The sequence below is a fragment of the Exiguobacterium sp. BMC-KP genome (assembly GCF_001275385.1).
Classification (GTDB): domain Bacteria; phylum Bacillota; class Bacilli; order Exiguobacteriales; family Exiguobacteriaceae; genus Exiguobacterium_A.
On record NZ_LGIW01000015.1, the window covers coordinates 645,759 to 669,839 of the forward strand.

Sequence of the window (24,081 nt, forward strand, 5' to 3'; positions counted from 1 at the left end):
CGGATGTACGGTTAACCGACTATTTTGTTCCGCCACCTAATCCAATAAAGGTAATAAACAAACCAACTATGATGGCGATAGCAAGTACGATGTTTTGATATAGACCAGCCGGAAAAAATCAACGATGAAAAGTAGTAGAAAGAGTGACGCAACAATCAGTCGTGCATCTCGCACGGAAGAATCTAACGTACGCCATTTGATGAAAAGTAAGGTGTACGCTAAAGGTGCTAATAAATAAGAAATCATGAAAAAAGGAACTCTTTTTAAATAAAAAGGTAAAAACTCTTCAGAATTTTGCACGCCTATCCCTCCAAGATTTTTCTTTATATATTACCATGTAGAAAAAATTAGTGGATGAAACTTAATAAAGGAAAATATCGTACTGAATAAGTATATAATACATAAATGGATTCTAATAATATAATGTCATATATTGGAGGGTGTTCCTATGATATTGGCACTCCTTGGTCTTAGTATCGGATTAGTTACATTGACGTTCGGTATCTATTTCATCCGCTCAAAGTATGCGGAAAAGACACCGCTAGCGGGACATGCGGATAATGTTGACAATAGTGAGTCATTCCTACTAGGTATCATTCTGTCAATTGGCGTCATCCTATTTTGTTCGTTGACCGTCAGACATTACGGTTACGTCTGTATATTAGGCGGACTGTTCATTCTATATGGTGTCAGCGCGGCATGGTGAAATCTATAGGAATGTAGAAAGCAAGATAAAGGGAGCTCAAATCATGATTCAATTACTAAAACAAGTCGACGATCGTGTGTATCACATCGTCTTTCACCAAGAAGGCCGCACCTTATTCTGTCGGGAAGGCGTTGCTCGTAGAGAACAGGCGATTGATAGTCCAGATATGATGGAAAGAAATGAGGAGTCTACGACGAAGCGAATCGTCTTCAAGAATCCCTTGATCGCGTATCGTCAGAAAAAAACGTGGGTCCGTGAAAAATTAGACGATGGATACATCCGGTCTCCTTTTGCTCTGTCTGAAACGATGGATTTTCGAGCCGACCGACGCATCATAAAGTTGCGTATTTTAAGCGCTTTATTGATCTTGTTCAGTGGATTACTGACGCTGACTGATATCTTGCCGATTCCGGGATACATAACACTCGTCGTTCTGATGATTTTCTGGCCGATTGATCTCGAAGGGAAATCTGCACGTACTCGTATGTATCGCTGGTCAGGAGCACTTTTCATGTTCGCGTTAGCGGGCTCATCAAAAAACTATTTATCACCGATCAATCTCTCGATTAACGGAGTGGTCTGTCTCATCTCAGGATTCATTCTCCTTCTGTTTGCGACAGAACAATTAAAAGAACTAGCGACGAAAGGAATCACGTATCATGACGAATCAACAAACGAAGGTGATTGAACTTAAGCGAGACAATGGTCAAACGACCGATTACTGGGTCAGTTACCGGATGGGGCGTACGCTTTACCAGGTATCCGTGCAAGAACAAGCAGATGGTCAAACGAATGAAGGGGAGATCATCAAAGAACGTTTTCCGTTCTACTTCGGGATGAAAAAACGGATGCTCGAGTTAGCAGAAGAGAGAGAAGCACTTGGTTTTCGACCGTTGACCGAAGAAGAAAAGGCAGCATACGTCATCGAGGAAGAAGAATCGCAGCTTGATGCCGCTTTCTTCAAGCCCGCTATTCGATACGCTTGGTTGATGCTTGCTCTTGGCATCCTCCTGTTTCTCCTTCCTTCACCGATCCTAAATGGACTTGCATTCGGACTCGGCTTATATGTCTGGTATGAGACGTTCGGACAGTCGGGAATGCCGCGTAACTATCAAAGGTATTTTCACGGGATGCTTGCGGGATTGACGATCTTACAGGTACTATCGGCGCTAGAGTTCGAGCGCGTCGCGCAACCGTACTATGCGACGATTTGTGTGATATCCGCGATTGTGTTGGTTCTGCTCATTGTGCAGCATCGTTTGAAAGAAACCGATCACATCGGTCAGGACAAAAGTGTTCGAGTCAGGAAAATCAGAGACTATCCTGATGCCGATCTTTAAAAGCTGATTCACTTACTTTTTAGAAGACATTTAGACTTTACGATGCTGTAAAATATAGGTATCACGTGCGTTATTTTAGTCAGTCCACTAAAAAGGAGGGTATGTCATGGACGTCATTCCGAACGATCAATATATCTTAGAACTGATCTTACTTATCTGGGCGATTGGTGCACTCGTCATCATCATCACCCAAGCGCGGAACACCAAAAGTTTAAAAGCGAGTTTATTACGAGGTACAGTCGTGAATCTAGCATATACAGTCGTTATTTCTTTGACGTGGTTTTACGCAATAGCCACGGATGGATTTAGTCAGGTATTAGGCGTGTATTTCTTTGCAGGAATATTTTTGATTCTCGAAATTGTATTATTTATTGTTCTCTTACTCGTCAAACGTAAAAAATTAGCGATTTCTTAAGAAGTAAATGAAGTTCAAGGAACGGTTAATAAGAAGATTTAGTTTACATAATGAAGTAGGAAACGACATGGAGCGTTCCCTACTTTTTTGTAATTATGCAATCGATTGCATTCGTATACTCTTTTAACATCCAGGAAAAGGAATCTTACTTCTTGCAAAAAACTAGTTTTTATTTCACGCGATTTATGCAAAAATAGAACACAACAAACTGCGAGAATTTTTAGAAAAGTGAATGACTAGACTATTCATCTATATGAGTAGAAGAGAGAAGTCATCGTTTTTCGAATTCTAAATACTTTATTTTTTGAAAGCCTGGAGGGGAATGTATGAAATTGTTGAAGATGTGGAACCAAATCAGTTTAGTGAAACAAATCGCGATCGGCTTAGTTGTAGGAATTATTTTAGCCCTCACGATTCCTGAAGCGGCGAAATCCTTGACCATTTTTGGGACTCTGTTTATTTCCTCCCTGAAGGCAGTCGCGCCGATCTTGGTCTTTTTCCTTGTCATGGCTTCGATCGTACAGCATAAAAAAGGCCAGCAAACGAACATGAAGTCAATCATTTTCTTATATCTGCTCGGGACATTCCTAGCGGGAGCTATTGCGGTCATCATCAGTTTCCTGTTCCCAGTGAACATTCGATTGACAGAAGGTGCAGAACAATTAGCTGCTCCGGGGAATACGGTTGAAGTTCTTCAGAAACTCGTCTTGAACATGGTTGATAATCCAGTCAATGCGCTCATTCAAGCGAACTACATTGGTATTTTGACTTGGGCGATCGTATTAGGACTCGCCTTAAAGAATGCTTCCGACACGACGAAGACGTTCATCTCGAACTTCTCTGACGCCATTGCGAAGATGGTCGGATGGGTCATCAAATTGGCACCTCTTGGTATCATGGGAATCGTCATCGGTTCGGTTACGGAAAACGGTCTTTCTTCGTTACTTGATTATGGGAATTTATTATTAGTATTGATTGGCACGATGCTTGTCGTCGCACTCATTGTTAATCCACTCATCGTGTTCATCAACGTTCGTCAAAATCCATATCCGCTCGTCTTTAAATGTTTACGTGAAAGTGGAATCACAGCCTTCTTTACACGAAGTTCGGCTGCGAATATCCCGGTCAACATGGAGCTATCTAAGAAGCTTGGACTTGATAAAGAGACGTATGGTATCTCGATTCCACTTGGTGCCACGATCAACATGGCGGGAGCTGCCATCACGATTACGGTTCTAACGCTCGCTGCGGTCAATACGCTCGGTATTCAAGTTGATATTCCGACGGCCATTATTTTAAGTGTTTTAGCTGCAGTTTGTGCATGTGGTGCGTCCGGTGTCGCTGGAGGTTCGCTTCTCTTGATTCCTCTCGCATGTAGCTTGTTCGGGATTCCGAATGATATTGCGATGCAAGTCGTAGCTGCTGGTGTTCTAGTTAGTGTATTACAAGATTCATTCGAGACGGCACTGAACTCGTCAACAGACGTCTTGTTCACTGCGACAGCCGAATATCGAAAACGACTTAAACAGGGCGAAACGCTCTCCATCAATCGTCAGTCAATGAACGAAGAAGTGACGGAAAAAGTCGTCAACGGTTAATCAGCTTTACAATCATCATGATCAAAATAAGAAAAGGCATCCTAGCTGAGGATGCCTTTTCTTATAGACCGTTTAACCTTCTCCTAAAGCAACATATTTTTTTAATTTCCCTTTGAAACTTACTAACAGAATGTCATTTCTTTCTTTAGTAGAGTATATGACGGTCCCCTTAGAGAGTTTCGTAGCAGTCCCATTATCAAAATCGTCTTTATCAGAAGTCATTCTTTTAATTTCTCCAACTTTTTTATTCTGAGTGACTTCGGTTTTCTCTGTCCATTCTACATCCGATTTGTAGATCGTATCATTGAATTGAAAAATGTCGGCAGTAGAATCTTCGCCCAATACTTCTGATGCCGTCGGTTTTTCACTAGTGCTTTGCATGTCACTTTCATTACTACAAGCAGCTAACATCCATACAGATATAATCGAGAAAGCGCATAATAAAACGACTTTTTTCATGACATAACCTCTTTTCCATTTTTGTATATCTCTATCTCTTATGATGTATTATTTCATTTTTATGAATAGAACGTAAGTTAATAAATGAGTATACCTTATTTATCCTCCAATCGAATTCGCATATTATTAATATTTTGTGATTAATACATACCAAACCCCCTCATTTCAATCACGAAATGAGGGGGTTTCTACAAATGAAAAACTTTCAGTATTGAGAAATGAGACTCTATCTTGGAGTGATTCAGGGTAACCAGCGTCCGATTTGCTCACCCATCTGCACGCTGCGCTCGATGCCTGGTGACAGTTCAACGGTGTCTGGCGGCAAGACGAGGATAACGGTCGAACCGAACGAGAAGTAGCCGAACTCTTCTCCACGCTCTAGCAGTCGTCCTTGATGTGTTTGAACGATTGTATTGACGTTCAGTGCGCCGACCATGACATGTTCGATTGAGCGATGGTCTACTTGCAAGCGCGTGACGCGACGATAATTCCGCGTCAATGGATGTTTACTGAAACGAAGTCCCATGTCATTGACAGGTGCCGATTCTCGCCCGAGCGTATAACTATTCGTGATTTCGCCAGTGATTGGAGAGTGCACACGATGATAATCGGTTGGACTTAAATAGAAAATCAAGGCAACACCGTTCGCATAATCCTGCGCGCGCTCGGTCGATCCGATCAGTTCGGCAACAGTATAGTCTTGTCCTTTGATCGTAAAACGACTATCTTCCGTTAACGCCGGAACGATTGAGAGCACAGCGTCGCTCGGACTGACGAAGGCATCTGGTGCTGATGCGATCGGTCGCATCCCGGGACGTAACTCACGTACGAAACAGTCGTGTAAAGAAGTGAACGAATCGACAGGCTTAAGCGCTTGATCCGTTTGAATCTGATAGGTGCGAATGAATGGTCGAATCAATGGTTTACTATAGCGACTCATCGCAAATCGTTTCAAGGTATTGGCGACAACTGGTCTAGCATTTAAGTGGACGATTGTATCAAAGATGGCTTTCTTCATGAGGTCAAACTCCTTTATTCGTTAATCTACTCCTCATGATACGGTCGAGTTCTTGTGATGGACGTAGTTGTTTTCTTAAGTTTGTCTTAATAAAAATACGTGCCGCTGACGCAACACGTGTGGGAGAATCATGATTTTCGTGTTAGTAGATACAGCAATGGACCAAATGCACCAACCGCAAGCGTGATAATCGCCCAAAGTGGAAAACTTCGTCCCGTACGTCGTGTATCGTGGCGTAGCCAAACGATGATGAAGAGCGCACAGAGAATGAGGTCGACGAAGATTTGAAGCGTTGCCGTATTTTTTGTCGCTTCAACGAAGATACCAAGCACACCAAAGTCAAGAATCGAAAAAACAGTTAGAATCGCAAAGGCAATCGTAATGAGGGCGATGAACGGTTTAGGAATAACGTCCACGAACGAAGCATTTGAAGTCGTCATAGGTGTTCCTCCTTAATAAATGTAGTTGTTACTACAATTTAATGTATCATATACTACATTTTTTAGTCAATCCTCTTGAATGGTGTATGATAAAAAAGAAGGGGGACGATCGTAATGGATAAGTTTGAACAAAAGCGACAAGATTATACGCATCACATCGCGCAAGCGACGTTAGCATCAAGCATCAAAGAGATGAGTCTGAAGAAGATGGCGACCGCTGCCGGAACGAGTGACCGGATGTTGATGCATTATTTCAAAGATAAACAGGACATCGAGACCGCCGTGTTGACTGCGATCAGCCAAGAGTTGATCGAACTATTGCAACAACCTGATTTGAAACTTGAGTTCACGGCATTCGTTCGTTTCTTACGACAGGCAATCGATGAGCCACGGATTAAACCATATTTGAATCTCTGGTTCGAAATCACCCATCTCGCAACGAGTCAGGGGGAGCCGTATACGTCGATCACGCGGACGATCGGAGAATCATTCGACGACTGGATCAAACAGATCTATGTACCAGTAGAAGGAGAAGACGTTGCTAAACAAACAGCGTTACTATTTGTTTTCACGGAAGGACTCGTCGTCTTGAATAAGATTGGCTTAGAGGATCGGATGGACGCAGCAGTCGAAGCGATGATTGATCTACACGAAAGAGCACGAATTTCATAAATCATCTTCGATTTCAATCCAGATTTGATAAAACATCTCTACTTGATAGAACATCTCTGCATCGAGTGGAACCATCGCGGTATGAACTCGGAATTCAGGAACTTGCGCTAAATAAAAGGCAAGAATCGTAGCAACCTTAAAGTCTGGTGTACCATAACCAGTAATCGAACGACCGTGCATCTCATTCGCAATTGAGTCTGCCCAGACCTCGGCTTCACGTAACGTCTCGAACTGAAGCATCTCTTCCTTCCAACGAATCGACATCTTCATATCCTCCTCTAATGTAGTTAATGTTAGTATATGGAAGGAAAATACGATTGTTCAAGAAGGAGAATCAGTCATGAGTCGTTTTGGAATTCAAAAAGAGTTGATCAATCCGCCACTCGGCGCAACGTTCATCGGTTATCACCGAGAAGTAGGTGTCGCAAGCATACACGATTCGCTCTATGTCACAGCGAGCATCTTTGAAAACAAGCAGACGACGTCGATCTTTGTCAGCATCGATAACATTGGTATGCTCGTTGCTGATACGGATGTCATTCGTGAAGGAATCGCACGTCGTCTGAATGTAGCAAAGGAACAGGTGACAGTCGTCTATACGCATACGCATTCTGGACCGGCGACAGCAGGGGATGAGGCGTTGATCGTCGCTTATAAAACGATCTTGACGCAACAAGTGATTGCGACAGCCGTTAAAGCAAGTAAAGCGATGCAGTCGGTTGAGATTGGTTGGGGTGTGACGCAGGGGAAACTCGGTGTCAATCGACGGGAAAAGAGAGACGGACAAGCAGTGATGGGAACGGATCCCCTTGGCGTGACGGACGATCGAATCGGGACACTGTTGATTCGACGTGCCGATGATGGGTGTCTCGTCGGAGCCTTCGTTTTCTGTACAGCGCATCCGAATGTCTTGAAATCAGACAGCATCGTCTTATCGAATGATTATCCCGGTGTCGCTCGAACGATGCTCGAACAGGCACTCGGCTGTCCTGTCGTAATTGTCCAAGGGGCGACGGGAAACGTTAATGCAAAATACCGTGGTGACATGGAAAGTCTAATGAAGATGGCGTTTACGCTCAGTGGTCACGTCTTAACGACAATTCCAGACATATCGTATCAACGGTTAACGCACCACCGGATCCAGTCGGTCATTCACCCGATGCATTTATCAAAAGTCCCAGGCGTTGATGCGTTACAGCAGATGGCAAGTTACGCTGAACAGACGTGGGGAGTCAGTGCAGCACGATGGTTGGCGTACGTACAAGAGAAATCAGGAACGTCATTAACGATTCCGATTGAGATTCAGTTATTCGAGTTAAACGAGGGCTCGTTCTCGGGTATCCCAATGGAGCCGTTTTGTGAGACTGCATTACAAATCCAGCAGATCCGTCAAACGGAACTCGCGTTTTTCGGAGGATATACGAATGGGTACCTCGGTTACTTACCGACAGCGGAAGAACATCCGTATGGTGGATACGAGGTGGCGATCAATCCTGTCGTCTACGGTCCAGTAACGGGACTTTGGATGCCGCCGATACCGGAAACTGCGAACGAAATCGTAGATCGTATCTTACAACTCTATGAAACGAACAACAACCCGGATTCTCTCGTTTGAAAGGTCGGGTTGTCGTGATTACGATTTAATTTTTTTGATGAATCGGCGAAATACAACAACAAACCCCCATGTCAGTAGGGCGAATAAGAGAAGCGTAATGAGTAGGTTGGCAGATAGATGTAACATCATAGACCTCCATAAATAGAGACAGCTGAATTTTCGAAATTTCGAATAATAATAGAGTAACATAGTAATTAACAATATATAGGGAATTAATTTGTTGTTTTCTATATTTTTTTAATGATTTACTCATTATACGAACGAATAGTGATTTTATCCCATCCGAAAAGAGGGGAGTATTGTGATCATCAAAAGATTTATTCTTAGTTTTGTCATCACTTATGTATTCCTCAGTTTGCTTTTATCCTTTAGCATCGGATATACGATCGATTGGATTCCGGAAGCAACTATAGCTCAAAAGATAAAAGGGGATGCCTTTGAAGGGTTCACTCGTTTTAATTTTATCAAAAGTTTTGATTGCTGCAGGTGTAGGCACTGGGTACAGCCTATTCTACTTAAAACAAAGATCATCGAGTTCACTAAAACGTTGATTTCCTTTATTTTGAAACTTTTCTTTGTCTGGTTCGTTTATTAGGATGAGAACGAGTCAACGTATTGGGGGAAATAAACATGAAAAAAACAGTTGGTGCAATCGTATTAGCAAGCGGCATGTTAATACTCGGTGGTTGTGGAACAGCAGCGACACAAACCGATTTGTTTGAACAACAAGGTACATATCTGGGCGACAACAGTAGCGTACGAGACATCGTTCAGCAACTACCACACGGCGATCAGTTAAAGAAAATGGAACTGTCGACGAAAGAAAAGCCATATCAACTGACCTTACGATATGCCGGTTATGAAGAAGGACAAGTCGAACAAAAAAGCAATCGTACAGCAATCTATAATGCGACGGCATTGTTCACTCTGATTCCGAATGTCGACCAAGTCAACATGACGATCGAGGATGCTTCGTATCACTTTACCAAACAACAGCTCCGTGATTGGTATGGAAAAGACTTTTCGGCGTATGATAATGAAAAAGCGTTAAAGACATTCATGAAGCCTTTTATTGAGGATGAACGGAAAGTAAAAGAAATACTAAATTGAAACGAAAAGTGGAAGTAGATGAATTGTTCATCACTTCCACTTTTTTGATATTGATTATTTTCCAGGCTTCGTCTTGTAGAAACTGTAGAAGACACTGATCAAGATGACGAGGACGATCGTACCAAGCGACATCCAGATCGGCATTTTGTAGACGTCACCGAGGATCATCTTCGCTCCGATGAAGACGAGCATGAAGCTAAGACCGTGTTTCAAGTAGTAGAAGCGATCAATCAAGTTCGCGAGGACGAAGTAAAGGCTACGGAGTCCAAGGATTGCCATGATGTTCGCATAGAAGATGATGAACGGATCACGCGAGTACGCGAAGCTTGCTGCGACCGAGTCGACGGCGAAGACGATATCCGATACTTCGATGAAGAGTAGGGCAATCAAGAGTGGCGTGAAGAACAGTTTCCCATCAATCCGTTTCGCGAACTTACCAGACGAGATGTCTTGTGTGATCGGTAAACGTTTCTCTAACCAACGAATCGTTTTGTTCTCTTCGAGCGACGTCTCTTGACCGATGTTCTTGTACATCATCCAACCCGTGTAGACGAGGAATGCGCCGAAGATGTAGTAAACCCAAGCGAAGTTCTCAAGCAACGAGACACCAGCGACAATGAAGATGACGCGGAAGAAGATCGCACCGAGAATACCCCAGAATAAAACTTTGTGCTGGTACTTCAGTGGAATCGCGAAGTACGCAAAGACGAGTGAGAAGACGAAGACGTTATCGATTGCGAGAGCCTTCTCGATGAAGTAGACGCTCGTATATTCGACAGCAGCAGCGCTACCTTGGTCGAAGTAGAGCCATCCTCCGAAGGCGACGGCGATCGCGATCCAGACGAATGTCCACGTCCAGGCCTCCCGAAGCGAAACTTCATGTGCCTTACGATGGAAGACTCCAAGGTCAAGGGCGAGCATGATGAAAACGATGGCTAGAAAAGCAATGAGTAGTGTCAACAGCGCTTCCTCCTTTAAAGGTAATTGTTATCTTGAATTTATTATAAGTTCACGAGAACTTAAAAGTAAAGGGGTAAGTATGCTCTTTTTTGAAATTGTGAACAAAAATCAAAGGAGCACTGCTCAACTGAACAGTGCTCCTTACGAATTAGACGAGTGGCGGGAAGTGCGGTACGACATACGTTCCGAGTTCATCGATGACGTCTTCCGCTGAGCGTTCACCGTCGAACAAAGCGAAGAACAGATGATTGACGCCAAGCTCACGGTACAATGCAAGCAACTCGATCAACCGATTGCGACCGATCCGGAAACCGAGTCGAATTGGTGTCGCTTCCTCATTCGGATCTGCGGAAAGGTCGAGATGCATCGGCATCGAAAACGGGCGGAACGTTGTGTTACCGGCTTCTTGACTGGCAGCACGCCATTGTTCGATGGCACGCGCTTGTTCGAACGGACCTTGCGGATAATACATCCAACCGTCACCGTTTTTCGCGAGCCAGTCCATGTCTTGCTGTGCAAAACCAGTAATCATCGTCGGAATTCGTTTCTTCGGGCGCGGGACGAGCGTCGCGCCACGGACTTCACCATATGTCGAGTCGATTTGCGGATAGTCTTCATATAAGGCTTGTTCCATGACCTGGAGTGCTTCCTTGAACTGAGCACCACGACTTGGATGATCGATACCGAGTCCATGGAAGTCGGCTTGTCGGTCACCAGATGAGACACCGAGGATCAAGCGCTCTGGGAACAGCGCATTGATCGTCGCGACTTCCTTCGCGGAACGTAACGGGTGACGCAGCGGCAGGACAAGGGCTGATGTTCCAAGAGCGATCCGCTTCGTCTGACTAAGAAGGTGTGTTCCATAAATCAGCATGTCGTGAATCTGTCCGACAGCAGGATCAAGAAAATAAGGATCTTTTAATAAAACGTCGCGTAACCAGAGCGTCGTAAAACCATAATCCTCTGCTTTTTGTGCGAGCTCGACTTGATTGGCGAGCGTCGGCGTTCGCATCTTGAAATTCTCAAGCGGGACGTGGAGACCGAGTGTGAGCTCGCCCTCCCGGTACATCCGCTGATAACTTGCATGATCGTTAAACATAGTAATCCTCCTTATTGATGTTCGAGACGACGCGAGACACCTGTCAAGATGACGGCAAGGATAACCATGATCCCGCCGACCCATGGCGTGTGGACGAGACCGATCGTATCGGTGACGAGACCACCAATCGTTGCTCCGAGTGCGATGCCGATATTGAAGGCTGCGATATTTAAGGCAGAGGCGACATCGACTGCTGCTGGGACATATTTTTCAGCCAATTGGACGATATAGAGCTGGAGACCTGGTACGTTCATGAAGGCAAGGAGCCCCATTAAGATGATACCGATGATACCGGCGACTTTGAACGGAATCATGAACGAGAGAGCAATCATGACGATCGCGTGGATGATGAACATATAGAACAACGCTTTAATCGGGTTACCGTTCGCAAGTTTTCCGCCGACCGTGTTCCCGATTGCGACCGCAATTCCGTAAACGAGCAGAATGATACTGATTAAGCTTGGACTGACTTTTGTGACGTCTTGCATGATTGGTGTCAAATACGTAAAGGCGACGAACGTTCCACCGTACCCGAGGGCAGTGATCAAAAATCCGAGCATCAAGCGTCCGTTCGTCAACAGTTTGAACATGTCGGAGAACTTAGCAGGTGGTGATTGTTTCAAGTCCTTTGGAATCAAGAAGAAGCTTGCGATGATCGCGATGACACCGAGTGCGGCAACCGCGAAGAACGTCGCGCGCCAACCGAATGATTGACCGATGAATGTCCCGAGTGGCACACCTGTGACGGTTGCGACTGTCAGACCTGTGAACATCAAGGCGATGGCGCTCGCTTTTTTATGCTCCGGTACGAGTTGGACGGCAATCGTCGCACCAATCGAGAAGAAGACACCGTGCGAAAAAGCGGTAATGAAACGAGCGATGATCAACAATTCAAATGTCGGCGAAATCGCAGAAACAAGGTTACCTGCGATGAAGACGACCATTAGTGCCATCAGTAACGTTTTCCGATTTATTCGGTTCGTTAATGCTGTTAACAGTGGTGCACCGACCGCAACGCCGATTGCGTAACCAGAGATGATGAGACCAGCTAAAGTGATACCAATATTTAAGTCACCAGCGATTGCTGCGAGCAGTCCGACTGGAACGAATTCCGTCGTACCGATCCCAAAGGCGCTGATTGCTAGAGCGAGCAGCGCAAGTCCGCCGTTTCTTGGGACCTGTTCCTCCTGGATCTGTGAGTTTAATTGATTCATGGGGATTCCTCCTAAAAATGATTTCAGTAAAGATCGTGTCCGGTGGGCCCGACCGAACGTGATCCGATTGACATGACTCCAGCATAACGGGGGTGCTACCTTTCGGGAAGTACGTACTTTAAAGTGCTATAGGCACTAAAAAGTACCCTACTCCTCCTTTGAGATGCAAGGTCTAAAAGGAGGTTGTACTTTCCGTTAACAATTGCTATCATAAAGCCAGCCAATCCGCTTGGGAAGTACGCACTTTCAAGTACGGTAGGCACTAAAAAGTGCCTATGCTCTCAACGGAATCACGAAAGGATGGAACGAACATGCTATACAATATCCCGGTCGAAGCGACACTCGAAGTTATCGGTGGAAAGTGGAAGGTCGTCATCATGTGTCATTTGATTAAAGGCGAACGTCGGACAAGTGAGCTTCGCAAGTTGATGCCAACGATTACTCAAAAGATGCTGACACAACAATTGCGGGAGTTAGAAGAAGACGGCGTCATCATTCGGACGGTCTTTGAACAAGTCCCACCGAAAGTCGTCTACTCGTTATCCGAGTACGGCTGGTCACTGAAGCCGATACTTGACGCGATGTGCGCGTGGGGAGAAGGACATATTGATTTGACGGGTGGAGAAGTCGTCTCGTCATGACGAACAAAAGTGAGACTCATTCGAGACTCACTTTTTTAAATACATATGTATGGTGGGGGGAGAAAGATTGAGCAACCAATCATTCGGTTCGATTCGATTACAGTCAGTTTCGAGGATAGATGCGGCAGAAGGCAGTCAATTGATGAGTTTGCACAAGGATTCGAGCACGGTATCTTATTTTTCGGCCATCCGCCGGAAACCAACGACATCAAAGTCGTCCTTGATCTGAAGACAAACTTTGGTGAACGGACGTTTCGGTTTAACTTTTGCCGGATGGACCGGGCGCTTGGTCATTACTTAATCGATGAATTGGTCATAAAGTGGGTCGTCTTATGGGAATGACATCATCAAGAGAATTATGATACGGGCGAGAAGTTTCATGAAGATATTCCAAAAGACTCAACCCAAGCCTTTTATCGTGAAATAGATGTACAAAATGAGAAACGGATGGAAAACTACTTTGAAGAAGATTACGATGAGGAAGACGGAGGTTTCAGCGATTCATACTCGAACTATACGAGCCTTGACTTTACGATTGAGGGAGATCCCATCAATACATTAGAGCGGATGCGGAAGCAAGGTGTCTTTTTCGAGTATTACTTTAAGGTGTGGATCGATTTAGAACATTCATTACCCGCGATTCGACGTGTCATTGATGCGTTATATGTACATACACCTGAATAACACTTGAATGAAACGAGCACCGCTCCCTCTGTCATCGACAGAAGGAGCGATGTTTTGGTTAGAACGCTTTACGTTGACCTTTAAGAATCGTCTGTTGCAGGGGACCGAAGTCACCCGGAACCGTCCGTTCCATGAACAGATACGGTTTTCCATCAACGATGAATTTGCGATCGCCAAGATACTCGAAGTGGCGACCGTCATCCTTTAATCTTCGCTTAACAGCTTGAATATGGTCTTCATGATGGATGAACCGTTCATTAAACGTCATGACGATGTTTCCTTTTTTGAATCCGAGTAAGAAGACGTAGTAGAACCAATAGCCAACGAGACAAATACCAACGGCCAATAACAAATCATACATGTGTGTCGAGCTCCTTTCGTGTATAAAGATTTTTACGAATATTTATGTAAAAAGATTCAATCAATTTCAATTAAAAGTAAAAAAATATTCATCCGAAGATGAATACTCGTTATTTTTGAGCGATGTATCTCTTTTGATCGAAATCATATTTAAATTCAACGATCATCCATTCATCACCCGTTGGATTCCGATACGAGTAAAAGAGCGATGTCTGTTTTTCTGGATACTCGACTGTACTATCATCATAGGCTTTTCCGATCTTAGAGTAATCTTCTGTGCGGTGAGCCGTCATGACACCGAGCCCTTTACCTGAAAGAATATGATCGAATTCAGCTATCGTCATGCCTGGTTTAAATTTCTTTCCAGGTAAGAGTCGTTTTTTCGAAGGCGTTTTAGGGGTGTATTCCTTTTGCACAAGATATAACGTGTGACCTTCTTGTTTCGTTTTGAAGATCAGATGCATTCGCTGTAAAGACCAATGATCGTTTTTTTCATCGTATGGATAAAATGAGAAAGCGTATAAAGCATAGTCGTCTTTGATCTCACTCAATACTACCTTGTGATTGAGTGTCGTGACGCCATGCTCTTTCTTAATATATTTCTTATACGATTTTCCATAGAGCGATTTTGCGACATCTGTCGCGGTCATGCCGAGTTTTAGTTTTTTGTATGATGTATATTCTTTTGTCGCCGCGTCGACAGAATGATACGTGAAAACGGAACTAATCATAGCTAGGATAACCATAATAATGAAGAGTACTTTCAACTGGATGAGATCTGATTTTTTAGTACGGACCACCATGATTGTTTCTCCTTTGAAAAACTTATTAAAAACCGTGCGATTCTTTTCGTTTGAGATACCAGAGTAGTCCTAGAGTCATGCAAAAACCAATCGCTCCCATCATTCCGATGACAAATAAACCGATAAATTCATCACCAGAACTTCTTTGAAAAAAATAGGATGAACCGAAAATAAGGATAATGCTCATGAAAATATTGCGTAGATGGCGAAGTACTTGGACGATCATGGATAAGCCCTCTTTCTTAGTTTTTCGTTCGACGGATTTCTGTCGCGACAATCGAGTTTTCTTCAAATGTCACTTGAATCGTATCCCCCGTCTGAATAGCAGCCTGGTTATCCGTTTTTCCATATATAAGCGTATCCGGCGTGATACGAATCTTCGTTAATGCATATTGCTCGTCCGGTTTTTGTTCACTTGGAGCAACGAACAGCGTGTTACCGACAATCTGTTCGACGACACGAGCATCATTTTCGTGTGTACAGGCACCAAGCGGCATACAAAGGAATAGAATAAAAGCGAAAAGCCAACGACGTGTCGGCATACATCAGGCACCTACTTTCGTCAATTAATAGGGTTAGATGAAATTGTATTATTATATAAATTTTACCAGTTGTTACTCGGATTGATGTAAATCAGAAAAATCTTTCTTACTCCAGAATGACAGGAATTTAGATCGAAAGCGGCGTATGATTAAGGGAATACGATCATCTCGATCAGAGGAGGAATAACGATGAAAGCAGCCATCTGTACCCGCTACGGACCACCGGACGTTTTGCATATTAAAGAAGTACCTCGTCCGGTTCCGAAATCGTCCGATTTGCTCATCAAAGTGTATGCATCTGCCGTCCATTCTGGAGATCGTCGCATGCGATCGCTTGATGTTCCGCTGTTAGGGAAACTTCCGATGCGTCTGGCTATTGGTTTCAAACGACCGCGACAACCGATTCTTGGCGTCGTTCTTGCCGGGGAAGTCGTCGAAGTCGGTCAGGACGTCAAGCAGTTCCAAGTCGGTGACCGTGTCCATGCTTTGATCGGTTTTGGCTTCGGTGGATACGCGGAATACGCCTGTGTATCTGAGAAGCGTTGCTTGTCTAAAATCTCGCAGCATGCGTCTTACGCGGAAGCCGTTTGTCTCCCGTTCGGTGGAACGACGTCGCTCCATTTCTTCCGGAAACTCCAGATCGATCAGATGAAGACGATCTTGATTTACGGTGCGTCGGGCGCTGTCGGAACGGCTGCCGTTCAGATCGCCAAAGCAAAAGGGCTTCAGGTGACGGCTGTCTGTAGTGGACGAAACTCGGAGCGGGTCAAAGAACTCGGTGCTGATCACGTCATCGATTATACAAGGGATGGCTATGATGGATTGTTGCTGAAGTACGATGCCGTCTTCGATGCATCTGGAAAGATCAAGAAAACGCAAGCGAAACGGCACGTCAAACAAAACGGTGCCTTTGCATCCGTCGCGGGGCAGGGTGTCGCGAGAGAACGAAAAGAGGATCTACACTATTTAAATGAACTGTTTGAAACGGGACGATTTAAAGCCGTTATCGACCATATCTATTCCCTTGATGAGATCGTCGAAGCTCATCGTTATGTCGACGCTGGGCAAAAATTCGGTAACGTCGTCGTGTTAATTGCAGAAGAAATATAATGATTCAGTAGCTTGGAAGCCATTGTTTTTGAGTGTTCATTGCTCGAGAAAAATGTATAACATAAAAAAAACGAATGAACTACGATATCGTTCAGCATAAATAATATCATTAAAAAAAGACCTTCTCGATTGTATCGGGAAGGCTTTTGATTTAGTTTCACTTTGGCAAACTGGTTATTCAACGCATGTATCATCTCAAAGATGATACAGGATGTATTCTTGTTGACGTCTTAAAAACGTTTAGATGATAAATCGAAATTGATGCTGGCAGCTGCACGGGAACCATCAGCGGCTGCCAGCAATAAAGAAGAAGGACCGCTTTTTTCAGTCTCTCCGGCAACGTATACGCCTTCGACGGATGTATGACCAGTTCCATCTGTTACGATGGCTCCACTCTCATCGAATGTACATCGCAATTGTTGAGCCAAATCGTTTGAACGATGGAATTTAGGAACGACGAATCCACCTTGTCTTGCAACCATTGTTCCATCTTCTAATTCAATATGTTCTAGAATACCTGCCTTTCCATGCAGACGTTTGATTTTTGTTGTGTATGCTTGAATGTGGTTACGATCTAAATCGTTCCGAACGTCTTCAGATAGTTCAAAACCATTTGTAAAAACAACTAAATCTTTCGACCAATTGAAAACGAGTTTTGCTAAATGGTGAGCAACAGCTTGATTTTCGGCAATGACGGCTAAGGGTAAGTCTCGCATCTCCCAGCCATCGCAATAGGGACAACTAAACAAACTTTTTCCGTAATACTCCTTGATTGCCTCCATGGGGAATTCTTCCTGAATTCCAGTTGCGAGTAGTAGCGTTTCAGTTGTATAACGATGCTGACCGGTTGAAACTTCAAACAGATGATTCTGATTGTCTTGTTTTACTTCGATGACTTTTTCGTTGCAAATCGTGATGGACGGATATGCTTGTAGTTCTTTTAATCCAATCTCCCTGAACTCTGACGGTGTAATCCCATCTCGAGTGAGATAACCGTGTGATTCTTGTGTGACACGATTTCGATTTGTAGCATCATCGAAAATCACAATATTTCTTCGAGCTCTTCCTAATGTTAGGGCAGCAGCTGATCCGGCGGCACCTCCGCCAATCACGATGCAATCATATACGTTCATGAATATTTCCTCCTTTTAGATAACAGATATTAAAGAGTCATAGTGTCTGTAATTAAAGCATAAGACATCACGTTTTTTCAAATGGATGATGTCTCATTAACTTGAGTAGATAAATCACTAATTAGCGTGTGTCTCAATGAATCTAAAAATTTGTGTTCAGCAGCCTCGATTGATTTCTGAATCAAGCAGTTCGGATTGTTATTGAGACAAGCGTCAGACATGGATGGTACGCCTTCAATTGCAATGATGACATCAAGCAATGAAATCTCTTCCCAACTTGGTTTTAATTTGTACCCACCTGTAGCTCCAGTAGTCGAGATCACCATACCCGTTTTGACTAGCTTAGTTAAAATCTTCGAGAGGTATGTGGGTGAAACGCCTTGTTGCTTGGCTAACAAAGCGACACCAACATGTTCATGAGGCTGATTTACTGCTAAAAATAACATCGTATGGAGTGCATAATTGGTTGCTTTTGATAATTTCATATTCTCACCTTAATTACAGACTTGATATGTCTATAATACCGTTATTCGTACGAATATCAAATGTTATCACTTAAACTAACGAAAGAAGGGTTTATCTGCAATCCACGACCACCTGAGGAAGGTAGTTTTTTAGTCATTATCCAATATATGTTAAAATAAAATAGACTATCTTAAGGATGGGGGATATAGCGATGATGAAACAGATTCATGCGTTTGAGACAAAAACGGACTATGACAAATACGAAGCGTTCACGCATCGCTTTCAAGCACGATTGGACGAGTATCAAACCGTCTTACGAGAGAAGTATCAACTGATTGATGAACCGAAAGGAATCGTCTGGACGTCAGCGGAACTCGCAACGACGGTATTTTCCGACATTCCGATTCCAGCATTTACGAATAAGGACTTGATTTATATCTCACCAGACGTTGCAGAGTGGCGAACGTTATTTTTGTCCCAACTCGACGGGAAGAATGTACCTCATATTCGAGCATTCTATGAGACGCTCGCGGAAGATCACGTTTTGACGATTGCTGGTCATGAACTGACGCATCACTTGGATTTGTTCGTGGATGAGTTCGACGATGAGAGAGAAGACGGGATCTGGTTTGAAGAGGGAATGTGTGAGTACCTGCCCCGGAAGCATTTGTTGTCGGACGAAGCATTCAAGCGAATTACGACAATTGAGACAGAGCTGGTCGAGCTCTTTCAGAAGGAGTATGGAGCGCGCTCGATTGATCAATTTGGGAGTGCCTCCTATGCCGGTAGTCTGTCGAGTATCATGTTTGATTATTGGCGGAGCTTTCTCGCGATCCACCATCTTATCGAGGAGCGGTATGACGGGGACGTCTTACGTGTTTTTGAAGCATATCGGAACTGGCATGAGCAGGGGCGGATCGTGCCGCTATCGAAATACTTTGATCTTCAATCGGTAAATCGCTAAGCTTTGTTTGTAGTGGAGGAGGGCTTATGAATCGTTACAGTATGCTTTCGTTAACTGCATTCATCGGTTTTTGTCTCTTATTTTTTGTGATGAAGAGCGGAATCAGTCTAAGAGGCTTTGGAACTACATATCTCCTACTTCTGTTTGTCATTCCGTTAGTAGGTGTGTACACAGGGTACAAAGCAAAGCATCGCTTACTCAGATGGCTATTCGTAGGTATCCATCTCATTGCGTTGTTTATGATGTCCTATTTGCTGTTACTGGCTTATGGTATTTCTGAATCTTAACATCTACGGAGGTATTCTTATTGCTAGATGAAAAGGACCAGTGATCTCGTAGAAAGAGAAATCACCAGTCCTTTAATAAAGAGATAAGTTGACTTTGAAGGAAAAAATTTAAGTAATTGCTTTAGATATCGACTCCAACTAATTTAAGAACGGCGATGATAGCGATAGCTGAGAGCGCAAAAGAACCAGCATAACCAAGTTGTTTTTTCAAAGGGATCTCCTCCTAACGAAAGCATTACCATTAGTATGTCATTAAATGATAAATATGTATAATTAATTCCAAATAATAACGTGATGTCTTAGCACGATGTTTCATGAAGCAAATGACAATATCCTTACTTCTCGTTTTGTCAAGAGAGTAAGGATATTGTTTTTATATCCACCAGTCGGGTGGAGTGTAGCGCGTTAAAAGATCTTTCTCGACAAGTCGCTGCTTCACATAAGACGTGACACTTGGAAGTAAAGTGTCCATGTTAGCAGGGTGAACCATGACCTCAATAGATAAACCGGGTGTAATCGAATCAAGTGTCGCAAACGAGACGCCATCTCCATAAAACCGATCATCGAAGCGTTTCGTCAGCCAGAGATCCTGATGGTTCTCGTTCCCTGTAGCACGAAACATCGTTTGATATTCATTAGCGAGCTCAACGATGACGGAATCGATTGCTGACCAGCCATGGATATGATGATGGCTGTCTAAATGGTGAAGCGGTAGACCCGTTGCAAGGAAAGCTTCTATCTGGGCTTTCCATTCTAGATAGACATCGTTAGGAGCGGGTGGTTGTTCGTCAACATAACGACTCGTGAAACGGAACGTCCCATCCGCCTTCATTAACGAATGACTCGTCGACGCGAGCGGTTTTCCCCAAGAGAGCACGAGATGTACGCCGACATGGAGGTCCGGGTATTGTTGAGCAAGTCGGACGGCGTCATCGACCGCATGTCCGTTCATCATCATCGTCGTCGAATGGACTGGACCGTTGAGATGACTCTCGATGATGCCTTGGTTGATACCCGTCGTCAGACCAAAATCATCAGCATTGACGATCACGCGTGTTTTACGCATGCGCCGTGCCGGTCAGGGAGAGTGCCTGATCAAGCACTTGATCTCCCTTCATCAATCCGTATGCCATGTTGTCGATCACAGCAACCGGCACGTTAACCGCTGCGCGGATTTTATTCTCGAGGTACCGGACTTGAGGTCCGATCAAGATGACGTCCATCGTCGTATGTTCCTTTAGTCGGGATTCGGGTACCGCTTCGATTGTTGCGTCAAGCCCTCGTGCTATGGCTTCCGTACGCATTTTTTCTACTAAGATCGAAGTGGACATGCCTGCTGAGCAGACGAGTAAGATGTTCATTTCGCTTCCTCCAGTCGGTTTATTTTAGTGATCATGTCGATCATCTCAGTCGCCAGTTCCTTGACCGTCATCGCTGTCATCAGATGATCTTGAGCGTGGACGAGTAGGACGCTCATCTCATTGCTAGTGCCCCGTGCTTCTTCTTGTAACAGTTCTGTCTGGAGCTTGTGTGCCTCAAGGAACGAGGTTTCAGCTTCTTCGAGCTTTTCCTTTACGAGTGCATCGTCACTGCGTTTAGCAGCGGCAAGCGCCTCAAACGCACTTGATCGTGCATTTCCGGCATGTAAGATGATCATGAACGATAATTGTTGGATTGATTCTGTCTTCAACTGATTTTCTCTCCTTCGTGGATGCTGTCTTTATTTCGATTGATTTCGGCAGTCATAGCGCGCGCTCCTGCTACGACGAACGGGATATAGATCAACGTCGCAAGCGTCAAATTAAACACCTGAAGTAGGACACCGCGGATGCTGCCGCCGGTGACGAGATACCCGCTGATGATCGGTGGTGTCGTCCATGGAACGATGGCGACTGTCTTCGGTACCATCCCGGTCGATAGTGCGACATACGAGACGACCGTCAAGACGACCGGTGCGAGGATGAACGGGATCAGCATGACTGGATTGAGAACGATCGGCATGCCGAAGATGACCGGTTCATTGATGTTGAACAGCCCCGCTGGAGCTGATAGTTTAGCAACTTGATGATAAGGATGATTGCGTTGTTTCCGGACGACGATGAAGATCGCGAGTAGCAGTGACAATGTCGTACCGGAGCCACCCATGAAGACGAACGCATCGAGGAACGGTTTCGTTACCGTATACGGCACGTCATAGGCGGAAGCGCCAGCTTGGAAGGCAGCTAAGTTCTGTTCAATCAGCGGTAAGTAAATCGGCTCGATGACCGACCCGATGATGTTCGTACCGTGTAGACCGAAGAACCACAAGACATGGTTCAACAGGGCGATGATCAGACCGGCGGCGAGCGAATCACCGAAGCCTTGAAGCGGTTGTTGGATTGCCTTAAAAATGACCTCAAAGATACTGAGCTCGAGTTTTACTTGGATGAACAACTGGATCGCAGCAACGACCGTCAAGATGATCATCGAAGGAATCAATGCTTGGAACGATCGGGTGACACCACCAGGCACACCCTCCGGCATCCGGATCGTCAGCTTCGTATGAATGAGAAAACGGAATGCTTCCGTCACGAGAAGCGAGACGATGATGGCGACGAATAACCCTTGGGCGCCGAGCCAAGCGAAGCTGAGTCCCCAGTCCTTCGTGACTGGAACGAGCATGACGTAAGACGCGATCGACAGAATACCAGCGGCGAGACCATCGATATCGTAGGACCGTGCCAAGTTATAGGCAATCGAGAAAGCGACCAGTAAGCCGAGAATCGCGAAGGACGCGTTCCAAATGTTGCCGCCGAGTCGTTGCCAACTGCCTTCACCAAAAGCAGCATTCATCGAGCCGACGAAATCGAGCGACCAGCTACCGAGCTGGATGGCAGGGAAGTTATTAATTAGAATCGCGAGTGAACCGACGATGATGAGCGGCATGACGGAGACGAAGCCATCACGGATGGCGACAAGATGGCGCTGGGAACCGATGCGCCCGGCAATTTCAATGAACTTATTCATGAGAGAACCTCCTTAAGCTGGAATTGGGGTAAGTAAGCATGATGCGCGCGGAACAGTTCTTCAAGTAAGGCATCGATCCGTTTTTCGTCTTGGATCAAGGGATTCATAAGGGCAGCGAGATAAGCGTCCTCGTATTTCCCAGAGACGGCTGCTTGAATCGTCAGTTCCTCGAACGTCTTCAAGTTCGTGATCAGTCCACGGACGGGGAGTGGTAAGCTACCGATCGACAGCGGCCGCGGTCCGGCTTTTGTGATGACAGCGTTGACCTCGATGACCGCATCTTCCGGTAAGTCACGGATTGACCCTTGATTCAGCGTATTGACGGTCTGGATATCACCACGGTCGTTATAAAGCGAGTCCATCAAGTTACACGCCGCATCCGAGTAGTATGCTCCACCGCGTTGCTCAAGTTCCTTCGGTTTTACGTCGAGCGATACGTCTTCGTATTGTTCGAATAGTCGGCGCTCGACTTCTTGGACGACTTCAGCTCGTGTCCCGTTCTCTTCGTAAGCTTGCAGATCTTTTGCGAGCACGTCACGCGTTTGGAAATAATATTGATGGTACGGGTTTGGCAACAGATTGATTGAATTCAGGAACGACTCGGACCAGCCGAGTCCGACGATATTCGCTGGCGAGTAGTCGTTTCCATGACGCAACGCAGTGAGTACATCTTCTGTCCGATCGACACCATTCACCGTGACATGTCGACCAAAGATGAAGTGATTCAACCCGATGAATTCGATTGAGACATGCTCGACGGGGGCGTGTAGGATTTCAGCGACGGAGTTCCGCATGTTGAACGGGATGTTGCAGACACCGATCACTTTATGATGCTTGGAATGTTTTAAAAGTGCCTCGGTCACGATGCCGGCTGGATTCGTAAAGTTGATCAACCAGGCGTCGGGACAGAGTTCAGCCATCTCGTCCGCGAGTTCGAGCAAGACGGGAATCGTCCGGAAGGCTTTGAACATACCGCCCGCACCATTCGTCTCTTGACCGATGAAGCCATGCTTGAGTGGAATACGCTCATCAAGCGCCCGTGCCGCAAGACCGCCAACTCGAATTTGTGTCGAGACAAAGTCGGCTCCTTGAAGGGCTTCTCTTCGATTGAGCGTCCAACGAAGTGCGATCTTCACGTTAGACTTGTCAATCATCCGTTGTGCGAGTTTGCCAACGGTTTCGAGCTTTTCTTTTCCGTCTTCAATATCGACAAGTACGACCTCGTCGACAGGAAAGGAATGATGACGCAAAATGAAACCTTCAATGATTTCCGGTGTATAGCTGGAGCCTCCACCGATGATGACGACCTTGAGTGGCATGTTGTAAATTCCTCCTCATGAAAGCGATTTCTTTTTGTTGTAACAAATGTAACAAATAATACAACTTAAGACAATAATAAAATACAAATAAGACAAATAAAGATTTGTATTTGCATTTGTA

The 24,081-nt window shown here is 44.9% G+C and carries 31 protein-coding genes; 13 read left to right on the plus strand and 18 right to left on the minus strand.

Annotated elements, in window-relative coordinates:
- Positions 1 to 448: 448 nt before the first annotated feature.
- The 5 genes from ADM98_RS08840 to sstT all read left to right on the plus strand — a co-directional run bounded on the left by ADM98_RS08840 (position 449) and on the right by sstT (position 4,059).
- Positions 449 to 706 carry a hypothetical protein gene (locus tag ADM98_RS08840; protein WP_053453157.1) on the plus strand — a complete coding sequence of 86 codons (258 nt, stop codon included), beginning with the start codon at positions 449 to 451 and terminating at the stop codon, positions 704 to 706.
- Positions 707 to 749: 43 nt separating this feature from the next.
- Positions 750 to 1,394 (plus strand): hypothetical protein, encoded by a 645-nt coding sequence (locus ADM98_RS08845; RefSeq protein ID WP_053453158.1) that lies wholly within the window; start codon positions 750 to 752, stop codon positions 1,392 to 1,394.
- Complete coding sequence (locus ADM98_RS08850) at positions 1,366 to 2,046, plus strand: hypothetical protein (RefSeq protein ID WP_053453159.1); 681 nt, start codon at positions 1,366 to 1,368, stop codon at positions 2,044 to 2,046. Before ADM98_RS08845 ends, ADM98_RS08850 begins: the two co-directional genes overlap by 29 nt.
- A 106-nt stretch (positions 2,047 to 2,152) precedes the next feature.
- The gene (locus ADM98_RS08855) at positions 2,153 to 2,461 is read left to right on the plus strand and encodes a hypothetical protein (protein ID WP_053453160.1); all 309 of its coding nucleotides are present in this window, start codon (positions 2,153 to 2,155) and stop codon (positions 2,459 to 2,461) included.
- Positions 2,462 to 2,787: 326 nt separating this feature from the next.
- A complete protein-coding gene (sstT, locus tag ADM98_RS08860) occupies positions 2,788 to 4,059 on the plus strand; it encodes a serine/threonine transporter SstT (RefSeq protein WP_053453161.1) in 1,272 nt (423 codons plus the stop codon).
- A 72-nt stretch (positions 4,060 to 4,131) separates the two neighbouring features.
- Here sstT and ADM98_RS08865 read toward each other — a convergent pair whose 3' ends face one another.
- From ADM98_RS08865 to ADM98_RS08875, 3 genes are all read right to left on the minus strand, one after another.
- Positions 4,132 to 4,518, minus strand: a complete 387-nt coding sequence (locus tag ADM98_RS08865; protein WP_053453162.1) for a hypothetical protein — start codon at positions 4,516 to 4,518, stop codon at positions 4,132 to 4,134.
- A 241-nt stretch (positions 4,519 to 4,759) separates the two neighbouring features.
- Positions 4,760 to 5,536, minus strand: a complete 777-nt coding sequence (locus tag ADM98_RS08870; protein ID WP_053453163.1) for a phosphatidylserine decarboxylase — start codon at positions 5,534 to 5,536, stop codon at positions 4,760 to 4,762.
- Positions 5,537 to 5,664: 128 nt separating this feature from the next.
- The gene (locus tag ADM98_RS08875; RefSeq protein ID WP_053453164.1) at positions 5,665 to 5,976 is read right to left on the minus strand and encodes a DUF2834 domain-containing protein; all 312 of its coding nucleotides are present in this window, start codon (positions 5,974 to 5,976) and stop codon (positions 5,665 to 5,667) included.
- Positions 5,977 to 6,090: 114 nt separating this feature from the next.
- On the opposite strand from ADM98_RS08875, the gene ADM98_RS08880 reads away from it, so the two are divergent.
- Positions 6,091 to 6,648 (plus strand): TetR/AcrR family transcriptional regulator, encoded by a 558-nt coding sequence (locus ADM98_RS08880; RefSeq protein WP_053453165.1) that lies wholly within the window; start codon positions 6,091 to 6,093, stop codon positions 6,646 to 6,648.
- Here ADM98_RS08880 and ADM98_RS08885 read toward each other — a convergent pair.
- Positions 6,643 to 6,906, minus strand: a complete 264-nt coding sequence (locus ADM98_RS08885; protein WP_053454515.1) for a hypothetical protein — start codon at positions 6,904 to 6,906, stop codon at positions 6,643 to 6,645. The genes ADM98_RS08880 and ADM98_RS08885 overlap by 6 nt on opposite strands.
- Positions 6,907 to 6,988: 82 nt before the next feature.
- Between ADM98_RS08885 and ADM98_RS08890 the strand changes: the two genes are divergently transcribed.
- Both ADM98_RS08890 and ADM98_RS08900 read left to right on the plus strand, forming a co-directional pair.
- Positions 6,989 to 8,263, plus strand: coding sequence for an alkaline ceramidase (locus tag ADM98_RS08890; RefSeq protein ID WP_053453166.1), 1,275 nt, complete (start codon positions 6,989 to 6,991; stop codon positions 8,261 to 8,263).
- Positions 8,264 to 8,893: 630 nt separating this feature from the next.
- Complete coding sequence (locus ADM98_RS08900) at positions 8,894 to 9,373, plus strand: DUF4825 domain-containing protein (RefSeq protein WP_053453168.1); 480 nt, start codon at positions 8,894 to 8,896, stop codon at positions 9,371 to 9,373.
- 54 nt (positions 9,374 to 9,427) lie between these two features.
- Here the strand turns inward: ADM98_RS08900 and ADM98_RS08905 are convergent, their stop codons facing one another.
- From ADM98_RS08905 to ADM98_RS08915, 3 genes are all read right to left on the minus strand, one after another.
- Positions 9,428 to 10,333 carry a TerC family protein gene (locus ADM98_RS08905; RefSeq protein WP_053453169.1) on the minus strand — a complete coding sequence of 302 codons (906 nt, stop codon included), beginning with the start codon at positions 10,331 to 10,333 and terminating at the stop codon, positions 9,428 to 9,430.
- Between the two features lie 148 nt (positions 10,334 to 10,481).
- Positions 10,482 to 11,438, minus strand: a complete 957-nt coding sequence (locus ADM98_RS08910) for a TIGR03571 family LLM class oxidoreductase (protein ID WP_152910994.1) — start codon at positions 11,436 to 11,438, stop codon at positions 10,482 to 10,484.
- A gap of 5 nt (positions 11,439 to 11,443) precedes the next feature.
- On the minus strand, positions 11,444 to 12,646 hold the full coding sequence (locus tag ADM98_RS08915; protein ID WP_053453171.1) for an MFS transporter: 1,203 nt from the start codon (positions 12,644 to 12,646) through the stop codon (positions 11,444 to 11,446).
- Positions 12,647 to 12,957: 311 nt separating this feature from the next.
- Between ADM98_RS08915 and ADM98_RS08920 the strand changes: the two genes are divergently transcribed.
- The 3 genes from ADM98_RS08920 (at position 12,958) to ADM98_RS08930 (ending at position 13,971) form a co-directional block, all read left to right on the plus strand.
- Positions 12,958 to 13,287 (plus strand): winged helix-turn-helix transcriptional regulator, encoded by a 330-nt coding sequence (locus tag ADM98_RS08920; protein WP_053453172.1) that lies wholly within the window; start codon positions 12,958 to 12,960, stop codon positions 13,285 to 13,287.
- A gap of 45 nt (positions 13,288 to 13,332) precedes the next feature.
- The gene (locus ADM98_RS17335; protein ID WP_053453173.1) at positions 13,333 to 13,629 is read left to right on the plus strand and encodes a hypothetical protein; all 297 of its coding nucleotides are present in this window, start codon (positions 13,333 to 13,335) and stop codon (positions 13,627 to 13,629) included.
- A 105-nt stretch (positions 13,630 to 13,734) separates the two neighbouring features.
- Positions 13,735 to 13,971 (plus strand): hypothetical protein, encoded by a 237-nt coding sequence (locus ADM98_RS08930; RefSeq protein WP_053453174.1) that lies wholly within the window; start codon positions 13,735 to 13,737, stop codon positions 13,969 to 13,971.
- 58 nt (positions 13,972 to 14,029) lie between these two features.
- On the opposite strand, the gene ADM98_RS08935 is transcribed toward ADM98_RS08930, so the two are convergent.
- The 4 genes from ADM98_RS08935 to ADM98_RS08950 all read right to left on the minus strand — a co-directional run bounded on the left by ADM98_RS08935 (position 14,030) and on the right by ADM98_RS08950 (position 15,676).
- Positions 14,030 to 14,332: a hypothetical protein gene (locus ADM98_RS08935; protein WP_023468098.1), complete on the minus strand. Its 303-nt coding sequence runs from the start codon at positions 14,330 to 14,332 to the stop codon at positions 14,030 to 14,032.
- Positions 14,333 to 14,441: 109 nt separating this feature from the next.
- Positions 14,442 to 15,134, minus strand: coding sequence for a hypothetical protein (locus ADM98_RS08940; protein WP_053453175.1), 693 nt, complete (start codon positions 15,132 to 15,134; stop codon positions 14,442 to 14,444).
- A gap of 25 nt (positions 15,135 to 15,159) precedes the next feature.
- Positions 15,160 to 15,360: a hypothetical protein gene (locus ADM98_RS08945; protein WP_053453176.1), complete on the minus strand. Its 201-nt coding sequence runs from the start codon at positions 15,358 to 15,360 to the stop codon at positions 15,160 to 15,162.
- Positions 15,361 to 15,376: 16 nt separating this feature from the next.
- Positions 15,377 to 15,676: a hypothetical protein gene (locus ADM98_RS08950; protein ID WP_053453177.1), complete on the minus strand. Its 300-nt coding sequence runs from the start codon at positions 15,674 to 15,676 to the stop codon at positions 15,377 to 15,379.
- A gap of 189 nt (positions 15,677 to 15,865) precedes the next feature.
- Here ADM98_RS08950 and ADM98_RS08955 point away from each other — a divergent pair, with 189 nt between their 5' ends.
- Entirely contained in the window at positions 15,866 to 16,786 is a 921-nt protein-coding gene (locus ADM98_RS08955; RefSeq protein WP_053453178.1) for an NAD(P)-dependent alcohol dehydrogenase, read from the plus strand.
- Between the two features lie 230 nt (positions 16,787 to 17,016).
- On the opposite strand, the gene ADM98_RS08960 is transcribed toward ADM98_RS08955, so the two are convergent.
- Positions 17,017 to 17,919, minus strand: a complete 903-nt coding sequence (locus ADM98_RS08960; RefSeq protein ID WP_053453179.1) for an NAD(P)/FAD-dependent oxidoreductase — start codon at positions 17,917 to 17,919, stop codon at positions 17,017 to 17,019.
- A 77-nt stretch (positions 17,920 to 17,996) separates the two neighbouring features.
- Positions 17,997 to 18,404, minus strand: a complete 408-nt coding sequence (locus ADM98_RS08965; protein ID WP_053453180.1) for an RrF2 family transcriptional regulator — start codon at positions 18,402 to 18,404, stop codon at positions 17,997 to 17,999.
- A gap of 191 nt (positions 18,405 to 18,595) precedes the next feature.
- On the opposite strand from ADM98_RS08965, the gene ADM98_RS08970 reads away from it, so the two are divergent.
- Positions 18,596 to 19,348, plus strand: a complete 753-nt coding sequence (locus tag ADM98_RS08970; protein ID WP_235504863.1) for a collagenase — start codon at positions 18,596 to 18,598, stop codon at positions 19,346 to 19,348.
- A gap of 660 nt (positions 19,349 to 20,008) precedes the next feature.
- On the opposite strand, the gene chbG is transcribed toward ADM98_RS08970, so the two are convergent.
- The 5 genes from chbG to ADM98_RS09000 are packed head-to-tail and all read right to left on the minus strand — an operon-like array spanning position 20,009 to position 23,960.
- Positions 20,009 to 20,701 carry a chitin disaccharide deacetylase gene (chbG, locus tag ADM98_RS08980; RefSeq protein ID WP_053453182.1) on the minus strand — a complete coding sequence of 231 codons (693 nt, stop codon included), beginning with the start codon at positions 20,699 to 20,701 and terminating at the stop codon, positions 20,009 to 20,011.
- Positions 20,694 to 20,996, minus strand: coding sequence for a PTS sugar transporter subunit IIB (locus tag ADM98_RS08985; RefSeq protein WP_053453183.1), 303 nt, complete (start codon positions 20,994 to 20,996; stop codon positions 20,694 to 20,696). The genes chbG and ADM98_RS08985 overlap by 8 nt, the downstream gene beginning before the upstream one ends.
- Entirely contained in the window at positions 20,993 to 21,325 is a 333-nt protein-coding gene (locus ADM98_RS08990) for a PTS lactose/cellobiose transporter subunit IIA (RefSeq protein ID WP_442855413.1), read from the minus strand. Before ADM98_RS08990 ends, ADM98_RS08985 begins: the two co-directional genes overlap by 4 nt.
- On the minus strand, positions 21,322 to 22,641 hold the full coding sequence (gene celB / locus ADM98_RS08995; RefSeq protein WP_053453184.1) for a PTS cellobiose transporter subunit IIC: 1,320 nt from the start codon (positions 22,639 to 22,641) through the stop codon (positions 21,322 to 21,324). Before celB ends, ADM98_RS08990 begins: the two co-directional genes overlap by 4 nt.
- Positions 22,638 to 23,960 carry a 6-phospho-beta-glucosidase gene (locus ADM98_RS09000; protein ID WP_053453185.1) on the minus strand — a complete coding sequence of 441 codons (1,323 nt, stop codon included), beginning with the start codon at positions 23,958 to 23,960 and terminating at the stop codon, positions 22,638 to 22,640. The genes celB and ADM98_RS09000 overlap by 4 nt, the downstream gene beginning before the upstream one ends.
- Positions 23,961 to 24,081: the final 121 nt, after the last annotated feature.

Excerpts from the sequence above, each read along its gene's own strand:
- chbG (WP_053453182.1), bottom strand. The coding sequence starts at position 20,701 with ATGCGTAAAACACGCGTGATCGTCAATGCTGATGATTTTGGTCTGACG.
- celB (WP_053453184.1), bottom strand. The coding sequence starts at position 22,641 with ATGAATAAGTTCATTGAAATTGCCGGGCGCATCGGTTCCCAGCGCCAT.
- ADM98_RS08850 (WP_053453159.1), top strand. The coding sequence starts at position 1,366 with ATGACGAATCAACAAACGAAGGTGATTGAACTTAAGCGAGACAATGGT.
- ADM98_RS08965 (WP_053453180.1), bottom strand. The coding sequence starts at position 18,404 with ATGAAATTATCAAAAGCAACCAATTATGCACTCCATACGATGTTATTT.
- ADM98_RS08960 (WP_053453179.1), bottom strand. The coding sequence starts at position 17,919 with ATGAACGTATATGATTGCATCGTGATTGGCGGAGGTGCCGCCGGATCA.
- ADM98_RS08950 (WP_053453177.1), bottom strand. The coding sequence starts at position 15,676 with ATGCCGACACGTCGTTGGCTTTTCGCTTTTATTCTATTCCTTTGTATG.
- ADM98_RS08870 (WP_053453163.1), bottom strand. The coding sequence starts at position 5,536 with ATGAAGAAAGCCATCTTTGATACAATCGTCCACTTAAATGCTAGACCA.
- ADM98_RS09000 (WP_053453185.1), bottom strand. The coding sequence starts at position 23,960 with ATGCCACTCAAGGTCGTCATCATCGGTGGAGGCTCCAGCTATACACCG.
- ADM98_RS08915 (WP_053453171.1), bottom strand. The coding sequence starts at position 12,646 with ATGAATCAATTAAACTCACAGATCCAGGAGGAACAGGTCCCAAGAAAC.
- ADM98_RS08940 (WP_053453175.1), bottom strand. The coding sequence starts at position 15,134 with ATGGTGGTCCGTACTAAAAAATCAGATCTCATCCAGTTGAAAGTACTC.
- ADM98_RS08875 (WP_053453164.1), bottom strand. The coding sequence starts at position 5,976 with ATGACGACTTCAAATGCTTCGTTCGTGGACGTTATTCCTAAACCGTTC.
- ADM98_RS08865 (WP_053453162.1), bottom strand. The coding sequence starts at position 4,518 with ATGAAAAAAGTCGTTTTATTATGCGCTTTCTCGATTATATCTGTATGG.
- ADM98_RS08985 (WP_053453183.1), bottom strand. The coding sequence starts at position 20,996 with ATGAACATCTTACTCGTCTGCTCAGCAGGCATGTCCACTTCGATCTTA.
- ADM98_RS08840 (WP_053453157.1), top strand. The coding sequence starts at position 449 with ATGATATTGGCACTCCTTGGTCTTAGTATCGGATTAGTTACATTGACG.
- ADM98_RS08920 (WP_053453172.1), top strand. The coding sequence starts at position 12,958 with ATGCTATACAATATCCCGGTCGAAGCGACACTCGAAGTTATCGGTGGA.
- ADM98_RS08945 (WP_053453176.1), bottom strand. The coding sequence starts at position 15,360 with ATGATCGTCCAAGTACTTCGCCATCTACGCAATATTTTCATGAGCATT.
- ADM98_RS17335 (WP_053453173.1), top strand. The coding sequence starts at position 13,333 with ATGTATGGTGGGGGGAGAAAGATTGAGCAACCAATCATTCGGTTCGAT.
- ADM98_RS08930 (WP_053453174.1), top strand. The coding sequence starts at position 13,735 with ATGGAAAACTACTTTGAAGAAGATTACGATGAGGAAGACGGAGGTTTC.
- ADM98_RS08880 (WP_053453165.1), top strand. The coding sequence starts at position 6,091 with ATGGATAAGTTTGAACAAAAGCGACAAGATTATACGCATCACATCGCG.
- ADM98_RS08970 (WP_235504863.1), top strand. The coding sequence starts at position 18,596 with ATGATGAAACAGATTCATGCGTTTGAGACAAAAACGGACTATGACAAA.
- ADM98_RS08845 (WP_053453158.1), top strand. The coding sequence starts at position 750 with ATGATTCAATTACTAAAACAAGTCGACGATCGTGTGTATCACATCGTC.
- ADM98_RS08955 (WP_053453178.1), top strand. The coding sequence starts at position 15,866 with ATGAAAGCAGCCATCTGTACCCGCTACGGACCACCGGACGTTTTGCAT.
- ADM98_RS08855 (WP_053453160.1), top strand. The coding sequence starts at position 2,153 with ATGGACGTCATTCCGAACGATCAATATATCTTAGAACTGATCTTACTT.
- ADM98_RS08900 (WP_053453168.1), top strand. The coding sequence starts at position 8,894 with ATGAAAAAAACAGTTGGTGCAATCGTATTAGCAAGCGGCATGTTAATA.
- ADM98_RS08890 (WP_053453166.1), top strand. The coding sequence starts at position 6,989 with ATGAGTCGTTTTGGAATTCAAAAAGAGTTGATCAATCCGCCACTCGGC.
- sstT (WP_053453161.1), top strand. The coding sequence starts at position 2,788 with ATGAAATTGTTGAAGATGTGGAACCAAATCAGTTTAGTGAAACAAATC.
- ADM98_RS08935 (WP_023468098.1), bottom strand. The coding sequence starts at position 14,332 with ATGTATGATTTGTTATTGGCCGTTGGTATTTGTCTCGTTGGCTATTGG.